Origin of the sequence: Jannaschia sp. 2305UL9-9, from assembly GCF_041403465.1 — a bacterium.
Lineage (GTDB): Bacteria > Pseudomonadota > Alphaproteobacteria > Rhodobacterales > Rhodobacteraceae > Jannaschia.
The window spans coordinates 1-19,731 of record NZ_JBGEHM010000002.1 but is presented as its reverse complement, the minus strand read 5'-3'; the positions used below and the strand labels follow the sequence as shown (position 1 = coordinate 19,731).

The following is a 19,731-nucleotide window of genomic DNA, read 5'->3' as shown; positions in this document are numbered from 1 at the left end:
TCACGCCATCGAGACTTCGGCCGAGGCGGCATCGGCCTGCGGCAAAAGTGTTTCGGCCGCACTTTCCGAGAAGCAGAGGGTCAGGCCGCCGCCGGGGGATGGCAGGACGCGCATCGACACCCCTTTTCCCGAAAGGCAGTGCAGAGTCTCGGACCACTCCGTCCGCTCGGCTTCGCCGATGTCTGCCCGCGCAAAGCTGCGCAGATCGCCCCAGACCGGACTGGGTGCGAAATGCTGTCGCCAGAGGTCGATGCAACTGCCGAGTGTTTCGGGCAGGGCACCGCTTTCCTTTTCCGCCAGATGCAGGATCGACACGGTGTTTCCGGCGATGCAGCGACCGTCCCGGGAAAACACGATGACGGCATCATCGTTTGCCGACAGGGCAGTTAGCAATGCCTCACGCTCCTCGCGCTGGGTCTGCGAAGCGGATACGTCGGCCGATATGTCCTCCAGCATCAGGGCGACGGCACCGTCCGCCTGCGGGCGGCCCGTGACGCAGTAGGTCTGGCCTGTCGGCAGGGTCCATGTCTCGCGGTAGGTCCCGCCGGGGTCGACGCGCGACAGATCGCTGAGCCCGTCGCGCCATGCCTTGTAGTCGCGCGGTTCCGGCAATTTGCGGTGGTCGCGAAGGGCGTCGAAGAAATCGGCCAGTTTTGGGCGCCGCGAAAGCCAGCTGCCGTCGAGGCCGGTCATGTCCATCAGCGCAGGGTTGAACATCGCGAGCGTATTCTCCCGATCGAAAATCGCCAGCCCCGTCGGCAGATGGGCGAATGTCTTCGTCAAGGTCTGGATGAATGTTCGCAGGTTGTCCTCGGCGGTAATCACGGCATCCAGCGACAGGGCATGCATGTGGCGTCGGCCCTGAGCATCCGCAGGCAGGCTGGTGATCTCGTACCAGTGGCGCTGACCTTCCTGATCGATGATCTGCCGCCGTGCCATGCCCGGTGGCGCGCTGGCCTGGCCGGGAAACAGGCTGACCACGGGCCAGCTGCGACTTGCATCGGGCCCCATGCACCTTGCCGCGACCTCCGCATAGGTGGCATTCGACCAGATCACCTGCCCTTCGGCATTCGTCACCCAGCTGAGCGTCGGGGTGCTGTCGCTGCTTTCGGCGAGAAGGGCGGCATCCTCCTCGAGCATCTTGAAGCTGGCGAGGTCGATGCGCATCGACGATTGCGCCATTTCGGCAGAGGCGACGGAGATGCGGATGTCTTCGCCCTGGCGGACACCGACGATCAGAATGCCATCATTGCCGAATCGTCCCTCCAACCGAAAGGCCCGCCCGGTATCGCGCAACTCCTCGAAAGCCGCGGGAACATCGTCCGCCATGCCGCAAAGGGAATCGATCAGTTCATCCCACGCCTTCAGATGATCGATCGGCGTCGATACGAGGAAGCCGACGTTCTCGGAATTGTCGACAAGGTACTGGTTCCTGAAGATGAAGATCCGAGGCTCGGACAGGTTTTCCGGCGCAGGTTGTCGCAGTTTGGTCTGAGAACGGGGTGCCAGCCACAAGACCAGCGCGAGAGCCATCAAACCCGCGATCATTCCACCAAGGAGTGAAAGCAGAACCAGTGTCGTTGCTGCCATGTAAACCTGCTCCGTCACAAAAGACGGCCCAGCATCGCATTCGAATGGTTAAGGGGGTCTTAACCAATTGTGGCGACATTAAGGGCGTTTGACGCAGGGGCAGGCGCTCAGAACAGGGGCGTATTCTGTCCAAGGCCGCCACGGCTGGTCTGAATCGCGTAACGGGGCCAGCAGACCTCTGCGATGGCACCGCCGCGCACGGCCGGCGGGCGGTACCCGTGTGGTGCGCCATTCGCGAACATCACGCGGGCCCCCGTCCGCTCCAGCAAGGTCTTGGAGATGAACAGGCCCAATCCCATCCCCTCGTAGTCGGGACGGTTTCGACGGGACCGCAGGAAGGGGTCGCCGAGCCGGGTCAGCACCTCGGCGGGATAGCCGGGACCGTCGTCGATGACCCGGATCGTGACGTCGTCGTCAGACCACCGCACGTCGACCCAGACCTGTTCGTTCGCGAAATCCACAGCGTTCTGGATCATGTTGCGCAGACCGTGAATGACCTCCGGCAGGCGCCGGATCATGGGGCCGCCGGCGATGGAGGTGTCGGGATACTCGAAATCATAGTGGATGCGGATGCCGCGATCTTCGTGGGGTTGGGCCGCCTCGCGCACCACGGCTTCGATGGGGGCCGCCTGAAGATGCAGATCGCTTTTCCCTGCGCGTCCCATGGACCTGAGTATATCCCTGCAACGATTGGCCTGTTCCCGGATCAGTTCCGCATCGTCCCGCAGATCGGGGGAGTCGGCCAGCTCCTCGGCCAATTCGCTCGAGACGAGCTTGATGGTCGCAAGGGGCGTGCCCAGTTCATGGGCCGCCGCGGCGATGACACCGCCCAGATCCTGCAGTTTCTGTTCCCGCGCGAGGGCCGTCTGCGTTGCCAGCAGGGCATGGGACATGGCCTCCGTCTCGCGCGCCAGACGCGAGGCGAAGCCCGAAAGGAACATCGTTCCGACCACGATGGCGATCCAGAAGCCCAGAAGATGCAAGGGCGGCAGTTGAAGCCGCTGCCCGTCCGGCGTCACCAAGGGCATGTGGTATCCCCCCAGAAGTGAAATCATCGCGAGCGCGGCGGTCGCGAGGATCAACGTGGACCGGAGGGACAAGGCGGTCGCACATATGGTGACGGGGGCCAGGAACAGCAGGGCGAACGGGTTGTTCAGCCCGCCCGTCAGGAACAGCAGCACCGTCAGCTGCACGAGGTCGAACGCCAGAAAGCCGAAGGCATCCCGTTCGGTCAGGCGATGGTTGGACGGGTAGACCGTCATGGCGATGAGGTTCGCGACCACGGCGGCCCCGATCACCAGAAGGCAGAGGCCAAGCTCGATCGACAGGCTCAGCCACAAGCTGACCACGACCACGGTGATGGTCTGCCCGAGGATCGCCAGCCACCGAAGATTGACCAGAGTATTGAGGCGCACGCGGGGCATACGCGCTTCGGGGGGCAGGAGCGTGTGAGTCGACTGATCGGTCATACGGCCTATCTAGTTCGTTGGGCGGCTAGGAAAGCTGCAAACAGACATCGCAACAAGAGGCCGGAGACTTACGACATGGGTGAGGCGTTACAGGAACTCGGGCAGGACAAGACACTTCTGCTGGTCGACGACGATGAGCCGTTTCTGCGACGGTTGGAAAGGGCGATGGAAAAACGCGGTTTCGAAGTCGAGGCGGCGTCTTCCGTGGCCGAGGGGATTGCCAAGGCCAGCCAGCGTCCTTCGGCCTATGCGGTGATCGACCTGCGCCTCGAAGACGGCAATGGCCTCGATGTTGTGGAGCGTCTGAGAGAGCGGCGCCCGGACAGCAAGATCGTGGTCCTGACGGGGTATGGCGCGATTGCCACCGCCGTTGCGGCGGTCAAGATCGGCGCGACCGATTACCTGTCCAAGCCCGCAGATGCCAACGACATCATGAACGCGCTTCTGTGCAAGGCGGATGACCTGCCGCCGCCCCCGGAAAACCCCATGAGTGCGGACCGCGTGCGGTGGGAGCATATTCAGCGGGTCTACGAATTGTGCGACCGCAATGTCTCGGAAACGGCGCGGCGTTTGAACATGCACCGCCGCACCCTGCAACGGATCCTTGCAAAGCGCAGCCCGCGGTGATCCGCAGGGCACGGCAGGCCTGCGTGCGGTGCGCGGCCTGCCGGCTTTGAACTACCGCTCCCGATCCGCCTACTGCGGCGGGCCGGAACATCCGTTTTCGCCTGCGAAAGCCCTTCAGGCTTGCAATTTTCGCCTGTGCTCGACGGGCAAGCTATGCAGCCCCGTCATGGCAGTCTAACCTGCAGATGCCATTAATCTTCGGGTGAAAGGTCAGGTTTCAAATGTGCAGGAATGTCCCGACCGCCCTGTGCGCGGTCGTCGTCTGCCTTTCGACTGCCGGGTGCATACGGTCCGACCCGGATGCGGGCAGGCCGTCCGTTGCGGTGGAAAACCCGTCACCACATGTTCTGACGCCTGCACCGGATGGTCTTGACGTCTCGGCGTCTGGCGGTCGACAGATCGGGTTCGGACGGGATCGGCCGGGCGTGTTGCAGACCGTCGAACGCATAACCGGGCAGCACCCCGTAGATAGTGAATGCCCTGCCGCAGGATACGATGCCGTCGCGCTGCGGTCGGGCCTGATCCTCGTGTTTCGCGGCGAGGCATTCGTCGGATGGCAGACGCCTGACGCGAAACAGGCCGACCGCGCAGCCGCCGGTCAAACCTGTTTCTGACGCATCGGCGTCAGGCTAGGCTGCGCGCCACCCAGACGCCGAAGGCAGCCGTCGCACCGGTCAGAACGGCGCCCCATGTCGTATCCGTGATCACCATGGACCAGTCCCAGTTCTTCAGGACCGCCTTGGATGTGAATTCATAAGTGCCATAGGCCATTGCACCAAGAATGGCCCCGTTCAGGGCGGCAGTCATCACGCTGCCTTCGCGCAGGGCCGGCAGGGACACGAAGTAGATCAGGCCCGCGACATAGAAGAGATAGAAGACAGCCGCAGGCGCCAGATCGATCGGGGATCGCAGCATGTCGCCGATATGCCGTTCGAACAGGGGCTTCATCACAAGCGTCAACATGATCGCGTCAACGATCAGGAAAAAGGCGGCTGAACTGCCGTAGAGGATCGCAAGCTGCATGGGATGACCTTTCCTTGTCCGATCTTCTACGGACGCGAGGGCCGTTTGGATCTATCAGCCCGCCCAACCATAGGCCTGCGTTGCCGGACGCGCGCGCAGCCAGGCGCGAAACCTCTGCAAGGAGTCCGATGTGGCGTCGGGTCGGGTGACGATGTGATAGCCGACGTTGTTGAGTTTCATGTCCGTGACGGCGGCCAGTCGCCCCATTTCGAGCTCTGGCTGAATCAACGTGCGGTTCTGCAGGCCAAGACCCATTCCGGCGCGCAGGGCCGACAAAACCATGCCGTTCGTCGCGAGCGTATAGACCCGCAACTCCCCCGGCTCGATCCCCAGCGCGCCGGTGACATGGGGTTCCTCGGCGCGGTTCTCGCTCATCAGCCAGATCTGTTGTGCCAGAACCTCGGGCGTCGCGCGACGGAACCTGTCCGCCAAGCCGGGCGAGGCGACGACGATGAAATCCCCCGTCAGCAAGGGCTCGACATCCAGGCCCGGCCAGTTTCCTTCGCCGTAACGGATCGCGATGTCATAGCCGTCGCGGCGCAGGTCGGTCAGGTCCGGCGTCGGCGTGATCGTCACGCTGACGTCCGGGTTTTCGGCCCAGAACGCGCCGAGACGGGGCATCAGCCAATGCTCTGCAAAGGTCGGCGTGGTCGTCACGGACAGGGGACGGCTGCTCGTTCGGTCGCTCAGGTCGCGGCAGGCGGCGGTCAACGTGTCGAACCCTTCGAGAAGGCCGCGGGCCAGCAGGGCGCCTTCCGGTGTCGGTTCCATCCCGCGGCCGGCCCGCGTCAGAAGGGACGTAGCAAAGAACTGCTCCAACGCGCGAACATGTCCCGCGATCGCGGCATGCGTCACGTTCAGTTCCCGCGCGGCGGACGAAAGGCTGCCACAGCGGACGGCGGCTTCGAACGCGCGCAGGGCAGAGAGGGAGGGTATGTTGCGCCAATCGGTCATACCTGTCAGTTTGACTTACATTTGGAAAATAATCCAGAGTGGCGCGAGACACGGCGCTCCGCCTAAGGGGGAGGCAGAACGCAACCCTCCGCCCAAGGTGATTCACATGCTTGCCACGTTCGCCGATTTCCTGCTTGGGGCCGCCCTGTCGCGCCGCCCGTCGCTCAATGCCATCCACATGCGCACGCCGTCGCGCCCCCATGGGGCCGAGCGTTCGCAGCAACTGGGCTGGATGGCGCGCGTCGGCACCTATTGATCCAAGGCTACAGGTCGTATCGTTTGGCGATGCGGCCATCGGGATGCGCCCAGGTTTCGAAGCCGCGCGACCCGTAATATGCCAGACCGCCCTCGTTGTGGGCCATGATGGTCGCGTTGATCCAGGAAAACCCTGCGGTCTTCGCGGCCTTTTTCGTGGCTTCGAACAATTTGCTGCCAACGCCGAGGCCGTGCTTGCCCAAGGCAACGAAGGTCGCGATGTCGCAGGCTTCGTCCGGCAGGGTGGCGCGCGCACCGATCCACTGAAACCCGAGGATTTCGCCATCCAGTTCGGCCAGGTGCCAGATATCGCCACGCGCCATCCAGTCGCGCAGGACGTCACCCGTCACCGGGTCGGTCAACGCGGTCGTGCCGCCCTTTTCGATGATCGCGTTGAGAAGGGAGGCCATGGCGCCGGCGTCGAAGGGACGGGCGCGCCTGATGTGAATGCCTGACATGGCGCGACCCTAGGGCAGTCGAGGACCGCCATGCAAGCGAAGGCAGTCAGCCCGCGTCGCGCGCATCCATCAGGCTGTCGTGACGCTCGAGGAAGGCGGCGCGCGCTTGCGCCGGTGGGCGCAGCACCACCGACAGATCGGCGGCGACCTCCGGGTCGGGGGCCCCGAAGAAGCGGTCCGCTTCGGTTCGGGAAAAGCCCGCGATCTGCACCGCTTCCAGCCAGGCGGAGATTTTGTCCGCGCGTTTGATCCGGCGTTTGAGGCGCGCATCGGTTACTGCGGGCAGGCCGAAGCGCAGGTGGATCGCGGCCTGCAACCGGTCGTCCAGCACGCCATAGCCCGGTCCGACCGCAGCCTTGACCGGAGAAATCATGTCCCCGATCACATATTCGGGCGCGTCGTGCAGCAGGGCAGTCAGGCTCTCCGCTGGCGTGACCGGCCCCATCCGCCCGAGGATGTCCACGACCAGCAGAGAGTGTTCGGCCACGGAATAGGGCCAGTCACCACGCGTCTGCCCATTCCACCGTGCCACGAACGCAAGCCCATGTGCGATATCCCCGACCTCGATGTCCATCGGGGTCGGGTCCAGCAGGTCCAGCCTGCGACCCGAAAGCATCCGTTGCCATGCGCGTGCCTGTGCCATGGGGGCGTCATGCCGTGCGGGCTGTGGCAGATGCAAGATGCAACCGGGCGACGATATGCCCGACGCGGGGTCTTATTGTGCGGATGTCGCACCGCTGTTAGGTGCCGGGCAACAGATTTCCGCAGGAGTGCGCCCCGTGACCGACTATATCGTCAAAGACATCGACCTTGCCGCATACGGCCGCAAGGAACTGGATATTGCCGAAACCGAAATGCCGGGCCTGATGGCCTGCCGCAGCGAATTCGGAGAGGCGCAGCCCCTGAAAGGCGCGCGGATCGTCGGTTCCCTGCACATGACCATCCAGACGGCCGTTCTGATCGAGACGCTGGTCGCTTTGGGTGCCGATGTGCGCTGGGCCTCGTGCAACATCTTTTCCACGCAGGACCATGCAGCCGCGGCCATCGCGGCCGGGGGCACGCCCGTCTTCGCCATCAAGGGTCAATCGCTGGAGGAGCACTGGGATTACCTCGACAAGTCGTTCCAGTTCGAGGACGGCCCGAACATGATCCTCGACGATGGTGGCGACGCGACCCTCTATATCCTGCTGGGCGCCCGTGCCGAAGCCGGGGAGGAGATCATCCCCGTGCCCGCCTCCGAGGAGGAGGCCGTCATCAAGGCGCAGATCGCCAAGCGCATGGCCGCCAGCCCCGGCTGGTTCACGAAGGTCCGCGACCAGATCAAGGGCGTGTCGGAGGAGACGACGACCGGCGTGCACCGTCTTTATGACCTGCACAAAAAGGGCCTGCTGCCGTTCCCGGCGATCAACGTGAACGACTCCGTCACCAAGTCGAAGTTCGACAACAAGTACGGGTGCAAGGAATCGCTGGTCGACGGCATCCGTCGTGCCACCGACACGATGATGGCGGGCAAGGTTGCCGTGGTCTGCGGCTATGGCGATGTCGGCAAGGGGTCGGCGGCGTCACTGGCCGGTGCCGGCGCGCGCGTGAAGGTGACAGAGGTCGATCCGATCTGCGCCCTGCAAGCCGCAATGGACGGGTTCGAGGTGCTTCCGCTGGAAGACGCGGTCGAGACAGCGGACATCTTCATTACCACGACCGGCAACAAGGACGTCATCCGGATCGAGCACATGCGCGCGATGAAGGACATGGCCATCGTCGGCAACATCGGCCACTTCGACAACGAGATTCAGGTCGCCAGCCTCAAGAACCACAAGTGGACCAACATCAAGGAACAGGTGGACATGATCGAGATGCCGTCCGGCAATCGCATCATCCTGCTGTCCGAGGGGCGTCTCCTGAACCTCGGCAACGCGACCGGTCATCCGTCCTTCGTGATGTCGGCCAGCTTCACCAATCAGGTGCTGGCGCAGATGGAGTTGTGGCAGAAGGGCGAGGAGTATCAGCCCGGCGTCTACATCCTGCCCAAGCATCTGGACGAAAAGGTCGCGCGTCTGCACCTCGACCGGATCGGCGTGCGCCTGTCCAAGCTGGACAAGGAGCAGGCCGACTATATCGGCGTGCCGCAGGACGGCCCGTTCAAGCCGGAACACTACCGTTATTGAGCGATACGTTACGGATTGTTGCAGGAAAGCCCCCGGTAGAACATCGGGGGCTTTTTGCTGTCCGAAAGGTGCAACGGATGCCTAAGCACGTTTGTTCCAACATCATTTTATAATCAGGATCGTCCCGAAAAACCGGAACCTCGCGGCATTTTGACCCGTTGAGGGGCATCAAGATCACAAGATCGGGAGATCAAGATGACTACTTATCAACGCCTGCTTACCGGTGCCGCCACGCTCGCCCTTGTCGCTGGTTCGGCCTTTGCCCAGACCGCCGACAATGGCGCGCTTTTCGATGCCGACGGCAACCCTGCAATGGACGCCGATGGCTCCGCCCTGATGGTCGACAACGAAGGTCGGCTGATCGGTGAAGACGGTGCCGTTCGCCTGAATGAAGACGGATCGGAGCGTTTCGCCGAGACCGAAGGTTTCGTCGTCGATGGTGGCACGATGTCCGCCGGTGCCATGGGTGGCCAGATCGTCGTCGAGCAGCCGGACGCAAACGTCGAAGTGACCGTGGACGACCCGGTCGTGACCGTCGATCAGGCCCGGCCCGAGGTTCTGGTGGAGCAGGCCCAGCCTGAAATCACCGTGACCGTGGCCGAGCCGACCGTGACGGTCGAGCAGCAGGCCCCTGTCATCACCATCGAACAGGCCCAGCCCGAGGTGGTCGTGTCCATCCCCGAGCCGACCATCACCGTCGTGATGCCCGAGCCGAACGTCGACGTCGCCACGTCCGAGCCGCAGATCGCCGTGCAGCAGCCCGAGCCGATCGTGCGTTTCGTCCGCCCCGAGCCACGCATCACGATCGAGGAAAGCGAACCTCGCGTCGAGGTGACGCAGGCCGAGCCGGAGATCCGGGTCAACCGCTCGGAAGAAGCCGCGGTGACGATCGAACAGGCTGAAGCCAACGTCGAGATCGAATCCGAAGGCGACGGCGAAGTGATCGTTTCGGACGCAGAACCGGTCGTAAACGTCGAACAGGCTGGCGACCCGAACATTATGGTCGATCAGGCCGAAGCCGATATCGTGATCGAGGAAGCCGGCGAGACCGGGATGGCAGACGTCGACACGGCCGAGGCAAATCTGGCCCCGACAGGCGCCTATGGTGCCTTTGGCGGGACGCGTGTGTCCGACCTGATCGGCATGAACGTTCTGGGTGAGACCGGCAATGACGTTGGTGAGATCGACCGCCTGATCACGACCAGCGGAACGCCCATGGCCATCGTCGGCATCGGTGGGTTCCTCGGTCTGGGCGAGCACGATGTTGCCATCCCGCTCGACCGCTTCACACAGACGGACGATGCGTTGGTCCTGAACTCCATGACCGAAGCCGAACTGGAATCGATGCCCGAATGGGACCGCGAAGGCGAAGTGATGCCGCTCGACGCGACGATGGGCGACAATTGATCCCCACCGCTTTGACGGTATGACAGACGGGGCCCCGCACCATGCGGGGCCCTTTTCACATGTGCAGCACAGGCAGGTCGATGAAACGGGTCATGCATATCGGTTTTCGGCTTGAGGTCGTGGTTGCCCTGATCTGGGGTGGTCATTGGCTGCTGACCGCGCCTGACACGCCGCTGCCGGATCATCTGAACCCGTTGGAACCGCTGGACCTGTCGCAACCCGCCGGTGCGCTGACCTCCATGAAGCTTCGCCGGGCCCAGTCGTCCGGTCCCACCTGCCGCGCGGCCCTGGCAACCGGCGCAGCGTTCGAGGATATGGCCCCGTTGGTTTCGGACACCGTCGGATGCGGGATCGATACGCGTGTTCTGTTGCGGCGTGTCGGCGCCGTCGACATCGCGCCCCTGGAAACCTCCTGCAATGCGGCCCTGTCCCTTGCGGCGTGGGAGGCATATTCCTTACGTTCCGCCGCACAGACCCTTGGCGCGCCGATCGTCCGCATCTCCCACCAAGGCAGCTACAACTGTCGGCCAATCCGTGGCGGGACACGTCTGAGCAGTCATGCAACCGCGATGGCCATCGACGTGCGTGCGGTGACCCTGTCGGACGGGCGGGACCTGCCCCTGCTCGGCAACTGGGATGGGCCGGATGCTACTGCGCGCTTCTGGCGCGCGGCACGAGACGGGGCCTGCCGCTGGTTCACGACTGTCCTCGGGCCGGAGTTCAACGCGGCCCATGCCGATCACCTGCACCTGCAATCGAACGGCTGGGGTACCTGTCGGTAAGTTTCGCTTTATTTCTTGGGCTGTCAGGGCAAACATGGCGCCGAACCGCGAGACAGCCCAAGGGGACGAACATGAGCAAGCGCGACGAACTGATCGGCAAATACGCTGACGCCATCCGCAGCAAGATCGGCGAGGAACCCGACATGGATCTGTTGCGCAAGGTCACGATCGGATGCGGACCCTCGATCTACAATGCCGACAGCGAAACCGTCGCCTCCAGCCAGCCCAAGGAAATGGAGACGGTCAAGAACAACTTCCTGATCAAGAAGCTGGGCCTGTCGGATGGCCCGAAGCTGGATGAGGCGCTGGATGCGGTGATCGAGAAATATGGCCAGAGCGAGCGCAACAAGTACCGGGCGGTGATCTACTACATGCTGACCAAGCATTTCGGCAAGGAATCCGTCTACGGCTAGGACGAGCATTCCTTTCGACGACATGGGGCGGCGTTCTGGGCAGAACGCCGCCCTTTTTCGTGTCTCGACAAGGGTTGCAGATCAGCAACAGTCACCCCATCTGCCAAGCGAGGCCCGAGGGGTCCGTGCCGATGACGGGCGGAACCGGTTGCGGGTGCTTGTCGTCAAGGAGATGGGGCCATGAACCTCGAGAAATTTACAGATCGGACCCGCGGTTTTCTGCAAGCCGCCGAAACAATCGCAACCCGTGAAGATCACCAGCAACTGATGCCGGAGCACCTGCTCAAGGCGTTGATGGATGATGAAAAGGGCTTTGCCGCAAACCTGATTTCCGCAGCTGGCGGTGCACCCGACCGGGTGCGCCAGGCCGTCGACCTGTCGGTCGGCAAGCTGCCGCGTGTGTCAGGCAGCAATGTACAGGTCTACGTCAGCCGTGACCTGACCCGCGTTCTGACCGAAGCCGAGGCCATTGCAAAGAAGGCGGGTGATTCCGTCGTGCCGGTCGAACGTGTCCTGATGGCCCTGGCCATGGTGAAGTCCAAGGCGAAGGAGGCCTTGGATGCGGGCGCCGTGAACGCCCAGGGGCTGAACGCCGCCATCAACGATGTCCGCAAGGGCCGGACGGCGGATTCTGCCGGGGCCGAGGATACCTATGAGGCGCTGGGCAAGTACGCCCGCGACCTGACCGAAGCCGCGCGCGAGGGCAAGATCGACCCGATCATCGGGCGGGACGAGGAAATCCGCCGCGCGATGCAGGTTCTGTCGCGCCGCACCAAGAACAACCCCGTCCTGATCGGAGAGCCGGGCACCGGCAAGACCGCCATCGCAGAGGGCCTCGCGTTGCGCATCGTCGACGGCGACGTGCCCGAGTCCCTGCGCAACAAGCGTCTGATGTCCCTCGACATGGGGGCGCTGATCGCCGGGGCGAAATACCGTGGCGAGTTCGAGGAGCGCCTGAAGGCCGTCCTGTCGGAGGTGACTGCCGCCGCGGGCGAGGTCATCCTGTTCATCGACGAGATGCACACTCTTGTCGGTGCCGGGAAATCCGACGGCGCGATGGATGCGGCCAACCTGATCAAGCCTGCGCTTGCGCGGGGCGAGTTGCACTGCATCGGGGCGACCACGCTGGATGAATATCGCAAGTATGTCGAAAAGGACGCGGCCCTTGCCCGCCGGTTCCAGCCCCTGATGGTGGAGGAGCCGTCGGTCACGGATACCGTCAGCATCCTGCGCGGCATCAAGGAGAAGTACGAGCTGCACCACGGTGTGCGGATCAGCGATAGCGCCCTCGTTGCGGCGGCGACCTTGTCGAACCGCTACATCACTGACCGTTTCCTGCCGGACAAGGCCATCGACCTCGTGGATGAGGCCGCCAGCCGTCTGCGGATGGAGGTCGACTCCAAGCCCGAGGAGCTGGATGCGCTGGACCGCGACATCCTGCAAAAGCAGATCGAGGTCGAAGCCCTGCGGATGGAGGACGACAGCGCCTCGCGGGATCGGCTGGTGACGCTGGAGCGGGAGTTGTCGGACCTGCAGCAGAAGTCGGCGGAGATGACGGCGACATGGCAGTCCGAGCGCGACAAGCTGGAAACGGCGCGCGACGTGAAGGAGCAGTTGGATCACGCGCGGATCGAGCTGGACCAGGCCAAGCGCGAGGGCAATTTCGCCCGTGCCGGTGAGCTGCAATACGGCCGCATCCCGGAGCTGGAGCGTCAGCTGGGCGAGGCCGAGGAACGTGAGGGCGACATGATGGTCGAAGAGGCCGTCCGCCCCGAGCAGATCGCGAGTGTCGTGGAACGCTGGACCGGCATCCCCATGTCCCGGATGCTGGAAGGCGAGCGTGAGAAGCTGCTGCGGATGGAAGACGAACTTGGTCGTCGCGTCATCGGGCAACGGACAGCCGTGACAGCGGTGGCGAACGCTGTGCGCCGTGCGCGCGCGGGTCTGAACGACGAGGCGCGGCCCTTGGGTTCGTTCCTGTTCCTCGGGCCGACCGGCGTCGGCAAGACGGAGCTGACGAAGGCGCTGGCCGAGTTCCTCTTCGACGACGATGGCGCGATGGTGCGGATCGACATGTCGGAGTTCATGGAGAAGCACGCCGTGTCCCGCCTGATCGGCGCGCCTCCGGGCTATGTCGGTTACGACGAAGGCGGTGTTCTGACCGAGGCCGTGCGCAGGCGCCCCTATCAGGTCGTTCTGTTCGACGAGGTCGAGAAGGCGCATCCGGATGTCTTCAACGTGCTGCTTCAGGTGCTGGACGACGGCGTGCTGACGGACGGGCAGGGGCGTCGCGTCGATTTCAAGCAGACGCTGATCATCCTGACCTCGAACCTTGGCGCGCAGGCGCTAAGCCAGTTGCCGGAGGGGGCGAATGCCGCCGGGGCCAAGCGCGACGTGATGGATGCCGTACGGGCGCATTTCCGGCCGGAGTTCCTGAACCGGCTGGACGAGACGATCATCTTCGACCGGCTGGCGCGCAGTGATATGGACGGTATCGTGGATATTCAGATCGATCTGTTGTCCAAGCGTCTTGTCGGTCGCAAGATCATGCTGTCGCTGGATGAAAGCGCGCGCAAATGGCTTGCCGAGGAAGGATACGATCCGGTTTTCGGGGCGCGGCCGCTCAAGCGGGTCATTCAGCGTGCGTTGCAGAACCCGCTGGCCGAGATGCTGTTGGCCGGTGATCTCGCGGACGACACGGTCGTGCCCGTCCATGCGACCGAAGACGGTCTGGTGATCGGCGATCGTGTCGCCTCGTCCGGGCGGGTGCCGCCGGAGGACGCCGTGGTGCACTGATCCTCGGGCCTTTCGGCAAAACAGGAAGGGCGGCCAATCGGCCGCCCTTTGTCGTTTGCGAAGATGCAAAGGGGCTATTCAAAGAAACTCGAAGGCGATCGCGTCGAAATCTTCGGTTACGAGGCCGACCATGTTGATATGGGTCGCCTCCGTCTGGCCCTGCAACTCGACGATCAACCGTTCGCCCGCGGCGCTGACGGCGGCGATCGAAGACGGAAGGTAGCCTTCGCGATCGAAGACGATCGTATCGTCGGCGGTATCGAAGTCGTGGATCTTGTTCGCCCCGCCATCCGCCTGAAACACGAAGGTATCGGATCCGCCCATGCCGTACAGGTCATCGCCGCCCGCGCCGCTTTCGAACCGGTTGTTCCCGGCCGTGCCGAACAGGTCGTCATCCCCGTCGCCGGCAATGACGTTTTCGAAGTTCGCAGCCAGCCGGTGCCCCGACAGAAAGCCCGATGACATGTAGAATGTGCGCCCATCGTTCTGAAGGGAAATGTCCAGCGTATCGGTGCCTTCGCCCCCGTCGACGAAGTCCATCTGGGACCCGCCCTTGTTCAGCCGGACGATATCGTCCCCGCCGCCGGCATGGATCTCGTCGATGAAGCTGGTCTCGGAAGGGCCGTTTTCGGACAGATCGTCTGCAAAATCGCTTCCGACAAGGACATTGAACTCGGAAAACCGGACGGTGTGATCCCCGGAGGTCGCATTTCCATCCTTGTCGACGGTCCAGCCCCGGCGGGATGCGGACATGTCGAGGACGTCGAAGCCGTCCGTCACCTCGTCGAAGATGGTTCCGTTGTTGTTGCCGCCGACGATGATGTCCGTCGCGCCTGCCGTGTAGGTCAGTTGCACGGTATCGTTGCCGGTGCCTCCGACAAGGCTGTCGTCGCCGGTGCCTGCGATCAGGACGTCATTGCCTGCGCCGCCTTCGATCGTGTCGTTTCCGGTTCCGCCGAACAGGGTGTCGTCCCCATCGCCGCCATAGATCAAGTCGTCCCCCTGACCGCCATCGAGACTGTCGTTGCCGTCTTCCCCGCGGATGAGGTCGCTGCCGCCTTCACCTTCGATCGTGTCGGCACCGGTTCCACCAAGCAGGAGGTCCCGCTGGCTGCCGCCAAGGATGGAGTCGTCACCGCCATCGCCATAGAGGATGTCGCGGCCACGGTCCCCGAGGATCGTGTCGTTGCCCTCACCTCCATAGGCCGTATCGCTGCCCCGCTGGACACGGATCAGATCGTCGCCATCGCCGCCACGGGCCACGTCCCGCCCCGTTGCAGCATTGAGCGTGTCGTTGCCCGCCCCACCGTCGAGAAAGTCGCGGCCCGATCCGCCGAACAGCCGGTCGTCCCCGTTCTGGCCATAGATGCGGTCGTCTCCGGCACGACCTTGCAGGACATCATCGCCGTTCTGGCCGAAGACGCGGTCGGGACCGCTGCCGGCATTCACGAAGTCGTCACCATCGCCGGCACGGATCGTATCCGCACCATCCGTGCCGATGATGCTGTCATCGCCCGGTGTGCCGGGGGCAGGGGTCACCGTCCCACTGCTGATGGTCAGGGTGTTCCCGTTGCCAAGGATCACCTTGGGCAAAAGGACGAGGTCAATCGCCCGGACAGTGCCATTGTCGGCGCTGACCTCCGATCCCTCGATATCGATATCCGGTGTTGCCGGGTCCTGATCGATCAGCACGCCATTGCCCGGATCAACGCGGAGCGGTTGTCCGGCCAGGGTCGGAACCTCCTGCGAGGACAGCCCCGTGATGGCGCCACCGACGACATGATAGCGCAGGATGGTATCGACCAATGCGCCCAGTGTCAGGTCGTTGTCCTCGGCCACGGTGGTCAGCGTGGCCAGCAGGAAATCGACGAGGCCGGCATCGTTACCAGTATAGCCCAGAAGCTGCGACAGTTCAGCGAACCCGGTGTCAGTCGGGGCGAAGACGGTGGCATCCGTGGCCGGGTCATCCAGAAGGGCGGCGATCGCAGGGGCGCCGGATGGCGCCTCGGCCAGGCCGACCAATGCGGTCAGGATCGAGAAGTCGGTGTTCGTTGAAACAGTATCGAGAAGGCTGGCCATCAAAATCGTCCTATCAGGAAGAAAGCAGACAACGGTCCCCACACCGTTCTGTTGCTTACAATATGACGCGAGATGGCCTCATTTGCCATCAATTCGATCGCTCGCAGGCGGAAATCCGTGGTCGCTTGTCGCCCGCTGAATGGCAATTCCGATGTGCGCGGTTGATTGGATGCCTTCCGGGAACGGTGGCGCCGCAGTTGCGTCCCGAAGGCGGGGCGCGCAGGGTGCCTGCGCAGTGGAAGGGAATCGGCATGATATTCATGGAATGGGCAGGTTGGGCGGTTCAGGCCCTCTCATTGGGGTTCATCTTTCTGATCGGGTTGGCCGCGGCAGTGGCCGTCGTCCTTTTCATCGTGGACCGGGCCCAGACCGAAGACGCGATCCGGCGCAATTACCCCGTGATCGGACGGTTCCGGCATCTGTTCACGGAGTTGGGCGAGTTCTTCCGCCAATACTTCTTTGCGATGGATCGGGAGGAGTTGCCGTTCAACCGGGCGCAGCGTGACTGGATCAAGCGGGCCATGGACGGAAAGGGCAACACGGTCGCCTTCGGCTCGACCCGCAACATCAACGTTCCCGGCACACCCCTGTTCGTGAACGCAGCCTTTCCGCCGCTCGATCAGGACGCGGCCACGACCGATCCGATGATCATCGGTCCGTTTGCACGGGAACCCTATACCGCGGGCAGCATCTTCAACCTCTCCGGCATGTCCTATGGCGCGATATCCAAACCGGCGGTTCAGGCCCTGAGCCGTGGTTGCAAGGAAGCGGGGATCTGGATGAACACGGGCGAAGGCGGCATGTCGCCCTATCATCTCGAAGGGGGCTGTGACCTCGTCTTTCAGATCGGAACCGCCAAGTTCGGCGTGCGCGATGAAGACGGGAACCTGTCCGACGAGAAACTACGGGAGGTGGCCCGGCACCCCGAGGTCAAGATGTTCGAGCTGAAACTGGCGCAGGGCGCGAAACCGGGGAAAGGGGGTATTCTGCCTGCCGCCAAGGTGAACGAGGAGATTGCCGGGATCCGGGGCCTCAAGGTCGGACAGGCCGGGATCAGCCCCAACCGTCATGCCGACGCGGCCAATACCGAGGAATTGCTTGACCTTGTCGCGCGCATCCGGGACGTGTCCGGCAAGCCGGTGGGGATCAAGACGGTCGGCGGCGCCGAGGAGCCGTTCCGGGAGTTGTTCGACGCAATCAAACGGCGCGGTGTCGAAAGCGCGCCGGACTACATTACCGTGGATGGCGGCGAGGGCGGGACCGGGGCCGCCCCGATGCCCCTGATCGACCTCGTGGGGATGTCGGTGCGGGAGGCATTGCCCATGGTATCGGGCCTGCGCGATGCCGCAGGGTTGAAGGACCGTATCCGCATTGTCGCCTCTGGCAAGCTGGTCAATCCCGGGGATGTGGCCTGGGCGTTGGCCGCCGGTGCCGATTTCGTCACCAGCGCGCGGGGCTTCATGTTCAGTCTCGGCTGTATCCAGGCGCTCAAGTGCAACAAGAACACCTGTCCGACCGGGATCACCACGCACGACAAACGGTTCCAGAAGGGGCTGGTGGTCGAGGACAAGTGGCGCAAGGTCGCGCGTTACGCCACCGGCATCGTCAAGGAGGTAGAGGTGATCGCCCATTCCGTCGGCTGCACCGAACCCCGACAGATGCGGCGTCGACACGTGCGGTTGGTACAGGCGGACGGATCCTCCATCCCGATGCACCTTGTCCATGTCCGCCCGGAAGACGCGAGCAAGCTGGCCGCGGAATAGGGGACACGGTGACCTCCGCCGTTCTTACTTTGTCGTGATCTGACGAAGTAATGGAGCCGATGGGCCCCGATATACGTTACGTATCGGAAAAGCCCATCTGAGGAGAGACCATGTTCAAGCCAGACCTGACCCATGCGGACGTCACGCCCAAGGCTGCGTGGATGAACCGGCGCCAGCTTATCGCGGCCCTGGGGGCGGGATCCTTGGCCAGCGGTCTGGGCCTGAGCGCCCGCGCGCAGGAAGCTCTGACCCCGAATACCTACGAAGAGATCACGAGCTACAACAACTTCTACGAGTTCGGGACCGGAAAGTCCGACCCGGCGCAGAACGCGGGCGCAATGGTTACCAACCCGTGGACGGTCAAGGTCGACGGTCTGGTGGACAATCCGGGGGACTACGCTCTCGAGGATCTGATCGGGGACCTGCCGACCGAAGAGCGGATCTATCGCTTCCGGTGTGTCGAGGCGTGGTCGATGGTCGTTCCCTGGAACGGTTTTGAGCTGAACAAGCTTCTTTCCAAAGTCGGCGTCCAGCAGGGGGCGAAGTACGTATCGTTCGAAACGGCGGTCCTTCCGGAGGTCATGAACGGGCTGCGGTCCGGCGGTCTTGAATGGCCCTACCGCGAAGGCCTGCGGCTGGACGAGGCAATGCACCCGCTGACCATCATGGCGACGGGCATCTATGGTGAGCCGATCCCCAACCAGAACGGCGCACCCATGCGCCTCGTGGTGCCCTGGAAGTATGGTTTCAAATCGATCAAATCGATCGTCCGGATTTCTCTGACCGACGAAGAACCCTATGCGACCTGGAATCAGACCAACCCCCGGGAATACGGCTTCTATGCAAACGTGAACCCGCAGGTCGATCACCCACGCTGGTCACAGGCCAGTGAGCGCAGGATTGGTGGCGGCATCTTCGCGCGCCGTGTCGATACCCTGATGTTCAACGGCTACGAAGATCAGGTTGCGTCATTGTATGACGGAATGGATCTGACGGCGCAGTTCTGAGCCGATGACCGTCATCACGGCGATTGGGCCGCGCATCTCGGGCATGGCGCGAAAGCTTCCGACCTGGCCGGTCTACGTGCTGGGCCTCGTTCCCGCAGGGTGGCTCGTCTATGCCGCGCTGACCAACCAATTGGGGATCGACCCGGTCAGACAGCTGGAACACGATCTCGGATTGCTGTCATTGCGGTTCCTGTTGGCGTCCCTGTGCATCACGCCTTTGTTGCGGTTCGCGCGGATCAACCTGATGAAGTTCCGCAAGGCGCTTGGCCTGCTCGCGGTGATCTATCTGACGCTGCATTTTCTGGTCTGGCTGCTGCTGGATCTGCAACTGCGGTGGGGGTTGATCGGGGCGGAGATCGTGAAGCGCCCCTATCTGACCGTGGGCTTCGTCGCCTTCCTGATGCTGCTCCCGCTTGCAGCGACATCGTGGCAGGGGGCGATCCGGCGGTTGGGTGTCGCCACCTGGGGGCGTCTGCACCGATTGGTCTATCCAGCCGTGATCCTCGGCGGGATACATTTCGTCATGCAGGAGAAGGTCTGGACGACCGAGTCGCTCATCTATCTGGCCCTTGCGGTGGGTCTGGTCGCCACACGCCTGACGTGGATTCGTCGCTGGTAGGTAGGTGTATCCTACATGTGGTGCCCTTCTCCCCTCCCGGCACAATCCCGCGCTCGAAGTGCCTCGTTTTAAGGCGTTTGGTTGTGTGTGATTCTGGTGGTTTGTGGGAGGTTGTGGTTGGTTGAGGGGTGAGTGGTAGTTCTAAAGTATTGATCTATATTGATATTCACAAAACTTCCAAGAAAAGTGCGTGGTTTCTTCAAAAACCTGTTGCGGCTGTGAATGTCTGGAACTAAACCCCGCTTCACCGGAGGCGCTGAGGTGCTGGACGGGACGCTGGAAGGCGCTACGGGGCGGATGCTTCGGGGGGTTGAAGGTGGCAGC

At 63.2% G+C, this 19,731-nt stretch carries 18 protein-coding genes; 11 read left to right on the top strand and 7 right to left on the bottom strand.

Translation table 11 applies throughout. The features are described from left to right. The gene (locus V6N07_RS07915) at positions 1-1,590 is read right to left on the bottom strand and encodes a PAS-domain containing protein (RefSeq protein WP_371155446.1); all 1,590 of its coding nucleotides are present in this window, start codon (positions 1,588-1,590) and stop codon (positions 1-3) included. Positions 1,591-1,697: 107 nt separating this feature from the next. Next, a complete protein-coding gene (gene regB / locus V6N07_RS07910; RefSeq protein ID WP_371155445.1) occupies positions 1,698-3,059 on the bottom strand; it encodes a sensor histidine kinase RegB in 1,362 nt (453 codons plus the stop codon). A gap of 75 nt (positions 3,060-3,134) precedes the next feature. Here regB and V6N07_RS07905 point away from each other — a divergent pair, with 75 nt between their 5' ends. Both V6N07_RS07905 and V6N07_RS07900 read left to right on the top strand, forming a co-directional pair. Continuing rightward, positions 3,135-3,686: an ActR/PrrA/RegA family redox response regulator transcription factor gene (locus V6N07_RS07905; RefSeq protein ID WP_371155444.1), complete on the top strand. Its 552-nt coding sequence runs from the start codon at positions 3,135-3,137 to the stop codon at positions 3,684-3,686. A gap of 221 nt (positions 3,687-3,907) precedes the next feature. Then, positions 3,908-4,300 (top strand): hypothetical protein, encoded by a 393-nt coding sequence (locus tag V6N07_RS07900; RefSeq protein ID WP_371155442.1) that lies wholly within the window; start codon positions 3,908-3,910, stop codon positions 4,298-4,300. Between the two features lie 10 nt (positions 4,301-4,310). Here the strand turns inward: V6N07_RS07900 and V6N07_RS07895 are convergent, their stop codons facing one another. Next, entirely contained in the window at positions 4,311-4,709 is a 399-nt protein-coding gene (locus V6N07_RS07895; RefSeq protein WP_371155441.1) for a DUF2177 family protein, read from the bottom strand. Positions 4,710-4,763: 54 nt separating this feature from the next. Next, a complete protein-coding gene (locus tag V6N07_RS07890) occupies positions 4,764-5,663 on the bottom strand; it encodes a LysR substrate-binding domain-containing protein (RefSeq protein ID WP_371155439.1) in 900 nt (299 codons plus the stop codon). 106 nt (positions 5,664-5,769) lie between these two features. Here V6N07_RS07890 and V6N07_RS07885 point away from each other — a divergent pair, with 106 nt between their 5' ends. Further along, positions 5,770-5,919, top strand: coding sequence for a hypothetical protein (locus V6N07_RS07885; protein WP_371155437.1), 150 nt, complete (start codon positions 5,770-5,772; stop codon positions 5,917-5,919). A gap of 7 nt (positions 5,920-5,926) precedes the next feature. Here V6N07_RS07885 and V6N07_RS07880 read toward each other — a convergent pair whose 3' ends face one another. Together V6N07_RS07880 and V6N07_RS07875 are read right to left on the bottom strand one after the other, a co-directional pair. Next, positions 5,927-6,376, bottom strand: a complete 450-nt coding sequence (locus V6N07_RS07880; RefSeq protein ID WP_371155435.1) for an N-acetyltransferase family protein — start codon at positions 6,374-6,376, stop codon at positions 5,927-5,929. 46 nt (positions 6,377-6,422) lie between these two features. Then, positions 6,423-7,019 (bottom strand): hypothetical protein, encoded by a 597-nt coding sequence (locus tag V6N07_RS07875; RefSeq protein WP_371155433.1) that lies wholly within the window; start codon positions 7,017-7,019, stop codon positions 6,423-6,425. A 136-nt stretch (positions 7,020-7,155) separates the two neighbouring features. Between V6N07_RS07875 and ahcY the strand changes: the two genes are divergently transcribed. The 5 genes from ahcY to clpB all read left to right on the top strand — a co-directional run bounded on the left by ahcY (position 7,156) and on the right by clpB (position 13,939). Then, positions 7,156-8,541 carry an adenosylhomocysteinase gene (ahcY, locus tag V6N07_RS07870; RefSeq protein ID WP_371155431.1) on the top strand — a complete coding sequence of 462 codons (1,386 nt, stop codon included), beginning with the start codon at positions 7,156-7,158 and terminating at the stop codon, positions 8,539-8,541. Between the two features lie 195 nt (positions 8,542-8,736). Next, a complete protein-coding gene (locus V6N07_RS07865; RefSeq protein ID WP_371155429.1) occupies positions 8,737-9,948 on the top strand; it encodes a PRC-barrel domain-containing protein in 1,212 nt (403 codons plus the stop codon). Between the two features lie 92 nt (positions 9,949-10,040). Then, positions 10,041-10,730, top strand: coding sequence for an extensin family protein (locus V6N07_RS07860; protein ID WP_371155427.1), 690 nt, complete (start codon positions 10,041-10,043; stop codon positions 10,728-10,730). Positions 10,731-10,801: 71 nt separating this feature from the next. Continuing rightward, the gene (locus tag V6N07_RS07855; RefSeq protein ID WP_371155426.1) at positions 10,802-11,143 is read left to right on the top strand and encodes a DUF2853 family protein; all 342 of its coding nucleotides are present in this window, start codon (positions 10,802-10,804) and stop codon (positions 11,141-11,143) included. A gap of 180 nt (positions 11,144-11,323) precedes the next feature. Next, positions 11,324-13,939: an ATP-dependent chaperone ClpB gene (gene clpB, locus V6N07_RS07850; RefSeq protein ID WP_371155425.1), complete on the top strand. Its 2,616-nt coding sequence runs from the start codon at positions 11,324-11,326 to the stop codon at positions 13,937-13,939. A 78-nt stretch (positions 13,940-14,017) separates the two neighbouring features. Here the strand turns inward: clpB and V6N07_RS07845 are convergent, their stop codons facing one another. Next, positions 14,018-16,018, bottom strand: coding sequence for a fasciclin domain-containing protein (locus V6N07_RS07845; protein WP_371155423.1), 2,001 nt, complete (start codon positions 16,016-16,018; stop codon positions 14,018-14,020). Positions 16,019-16,278: 260 nt separating this feature from the next. Here V6N07_RS07845 and V6N07_RS07840 point away from each other — a divergent pair, with 260 nt between their 5' ends. The 3 genes from V6N07_RS07840 (at position 16,279) to msrQ (ending at position 19,407) form a co-directional block, all read left to right on the top strand. Beyond that, on the top strand, positions 16,279-17,781 hold the full coding sequence (locus tag V6N07_RS07840; RefSeq protein WP_371156791.1) for an FMN-binding glutamate synthase family protein: 1,503 nt from the start codon (positions 16,279-16,281) through the stop codon (positions 17,779-17,781). 110 nt (positions 17,782-17,891) lie between these two features. Continuing rightward, the gene (msrP, locus tag V6N07_RS07835) at positions 17,892-18,788 is read left to right on the top strand and encodes a protein-methionine-sulfoxide reductase catalytic subunit MsrP (protein WP_371155422.1); all 897 of its coding nucleotides are present in this window, start codon (positions 17,892-17,894) and stop codon (positions 18,786-18,788) included. 4 nt (positions 18,789-18,792) lie between these two features. Then, positions 18,793-19,407 carry a protein-methionine-sulfoxide reductase heme-binding subunit MsrQ gene (msrQ, locus tag V6N07_RS07830; RefSeq protein WP_371155420.1) on the top strand — a complete coding sequence of 205 codons (615 nt, stop codon included), beginning with the start codon at positions 18,793-18,795 and terminating at the stop codon, positions 19,405-19,407. The last annotated feature ends 324 nt before the right edge of the window (positions 19,408-19,731 follow it).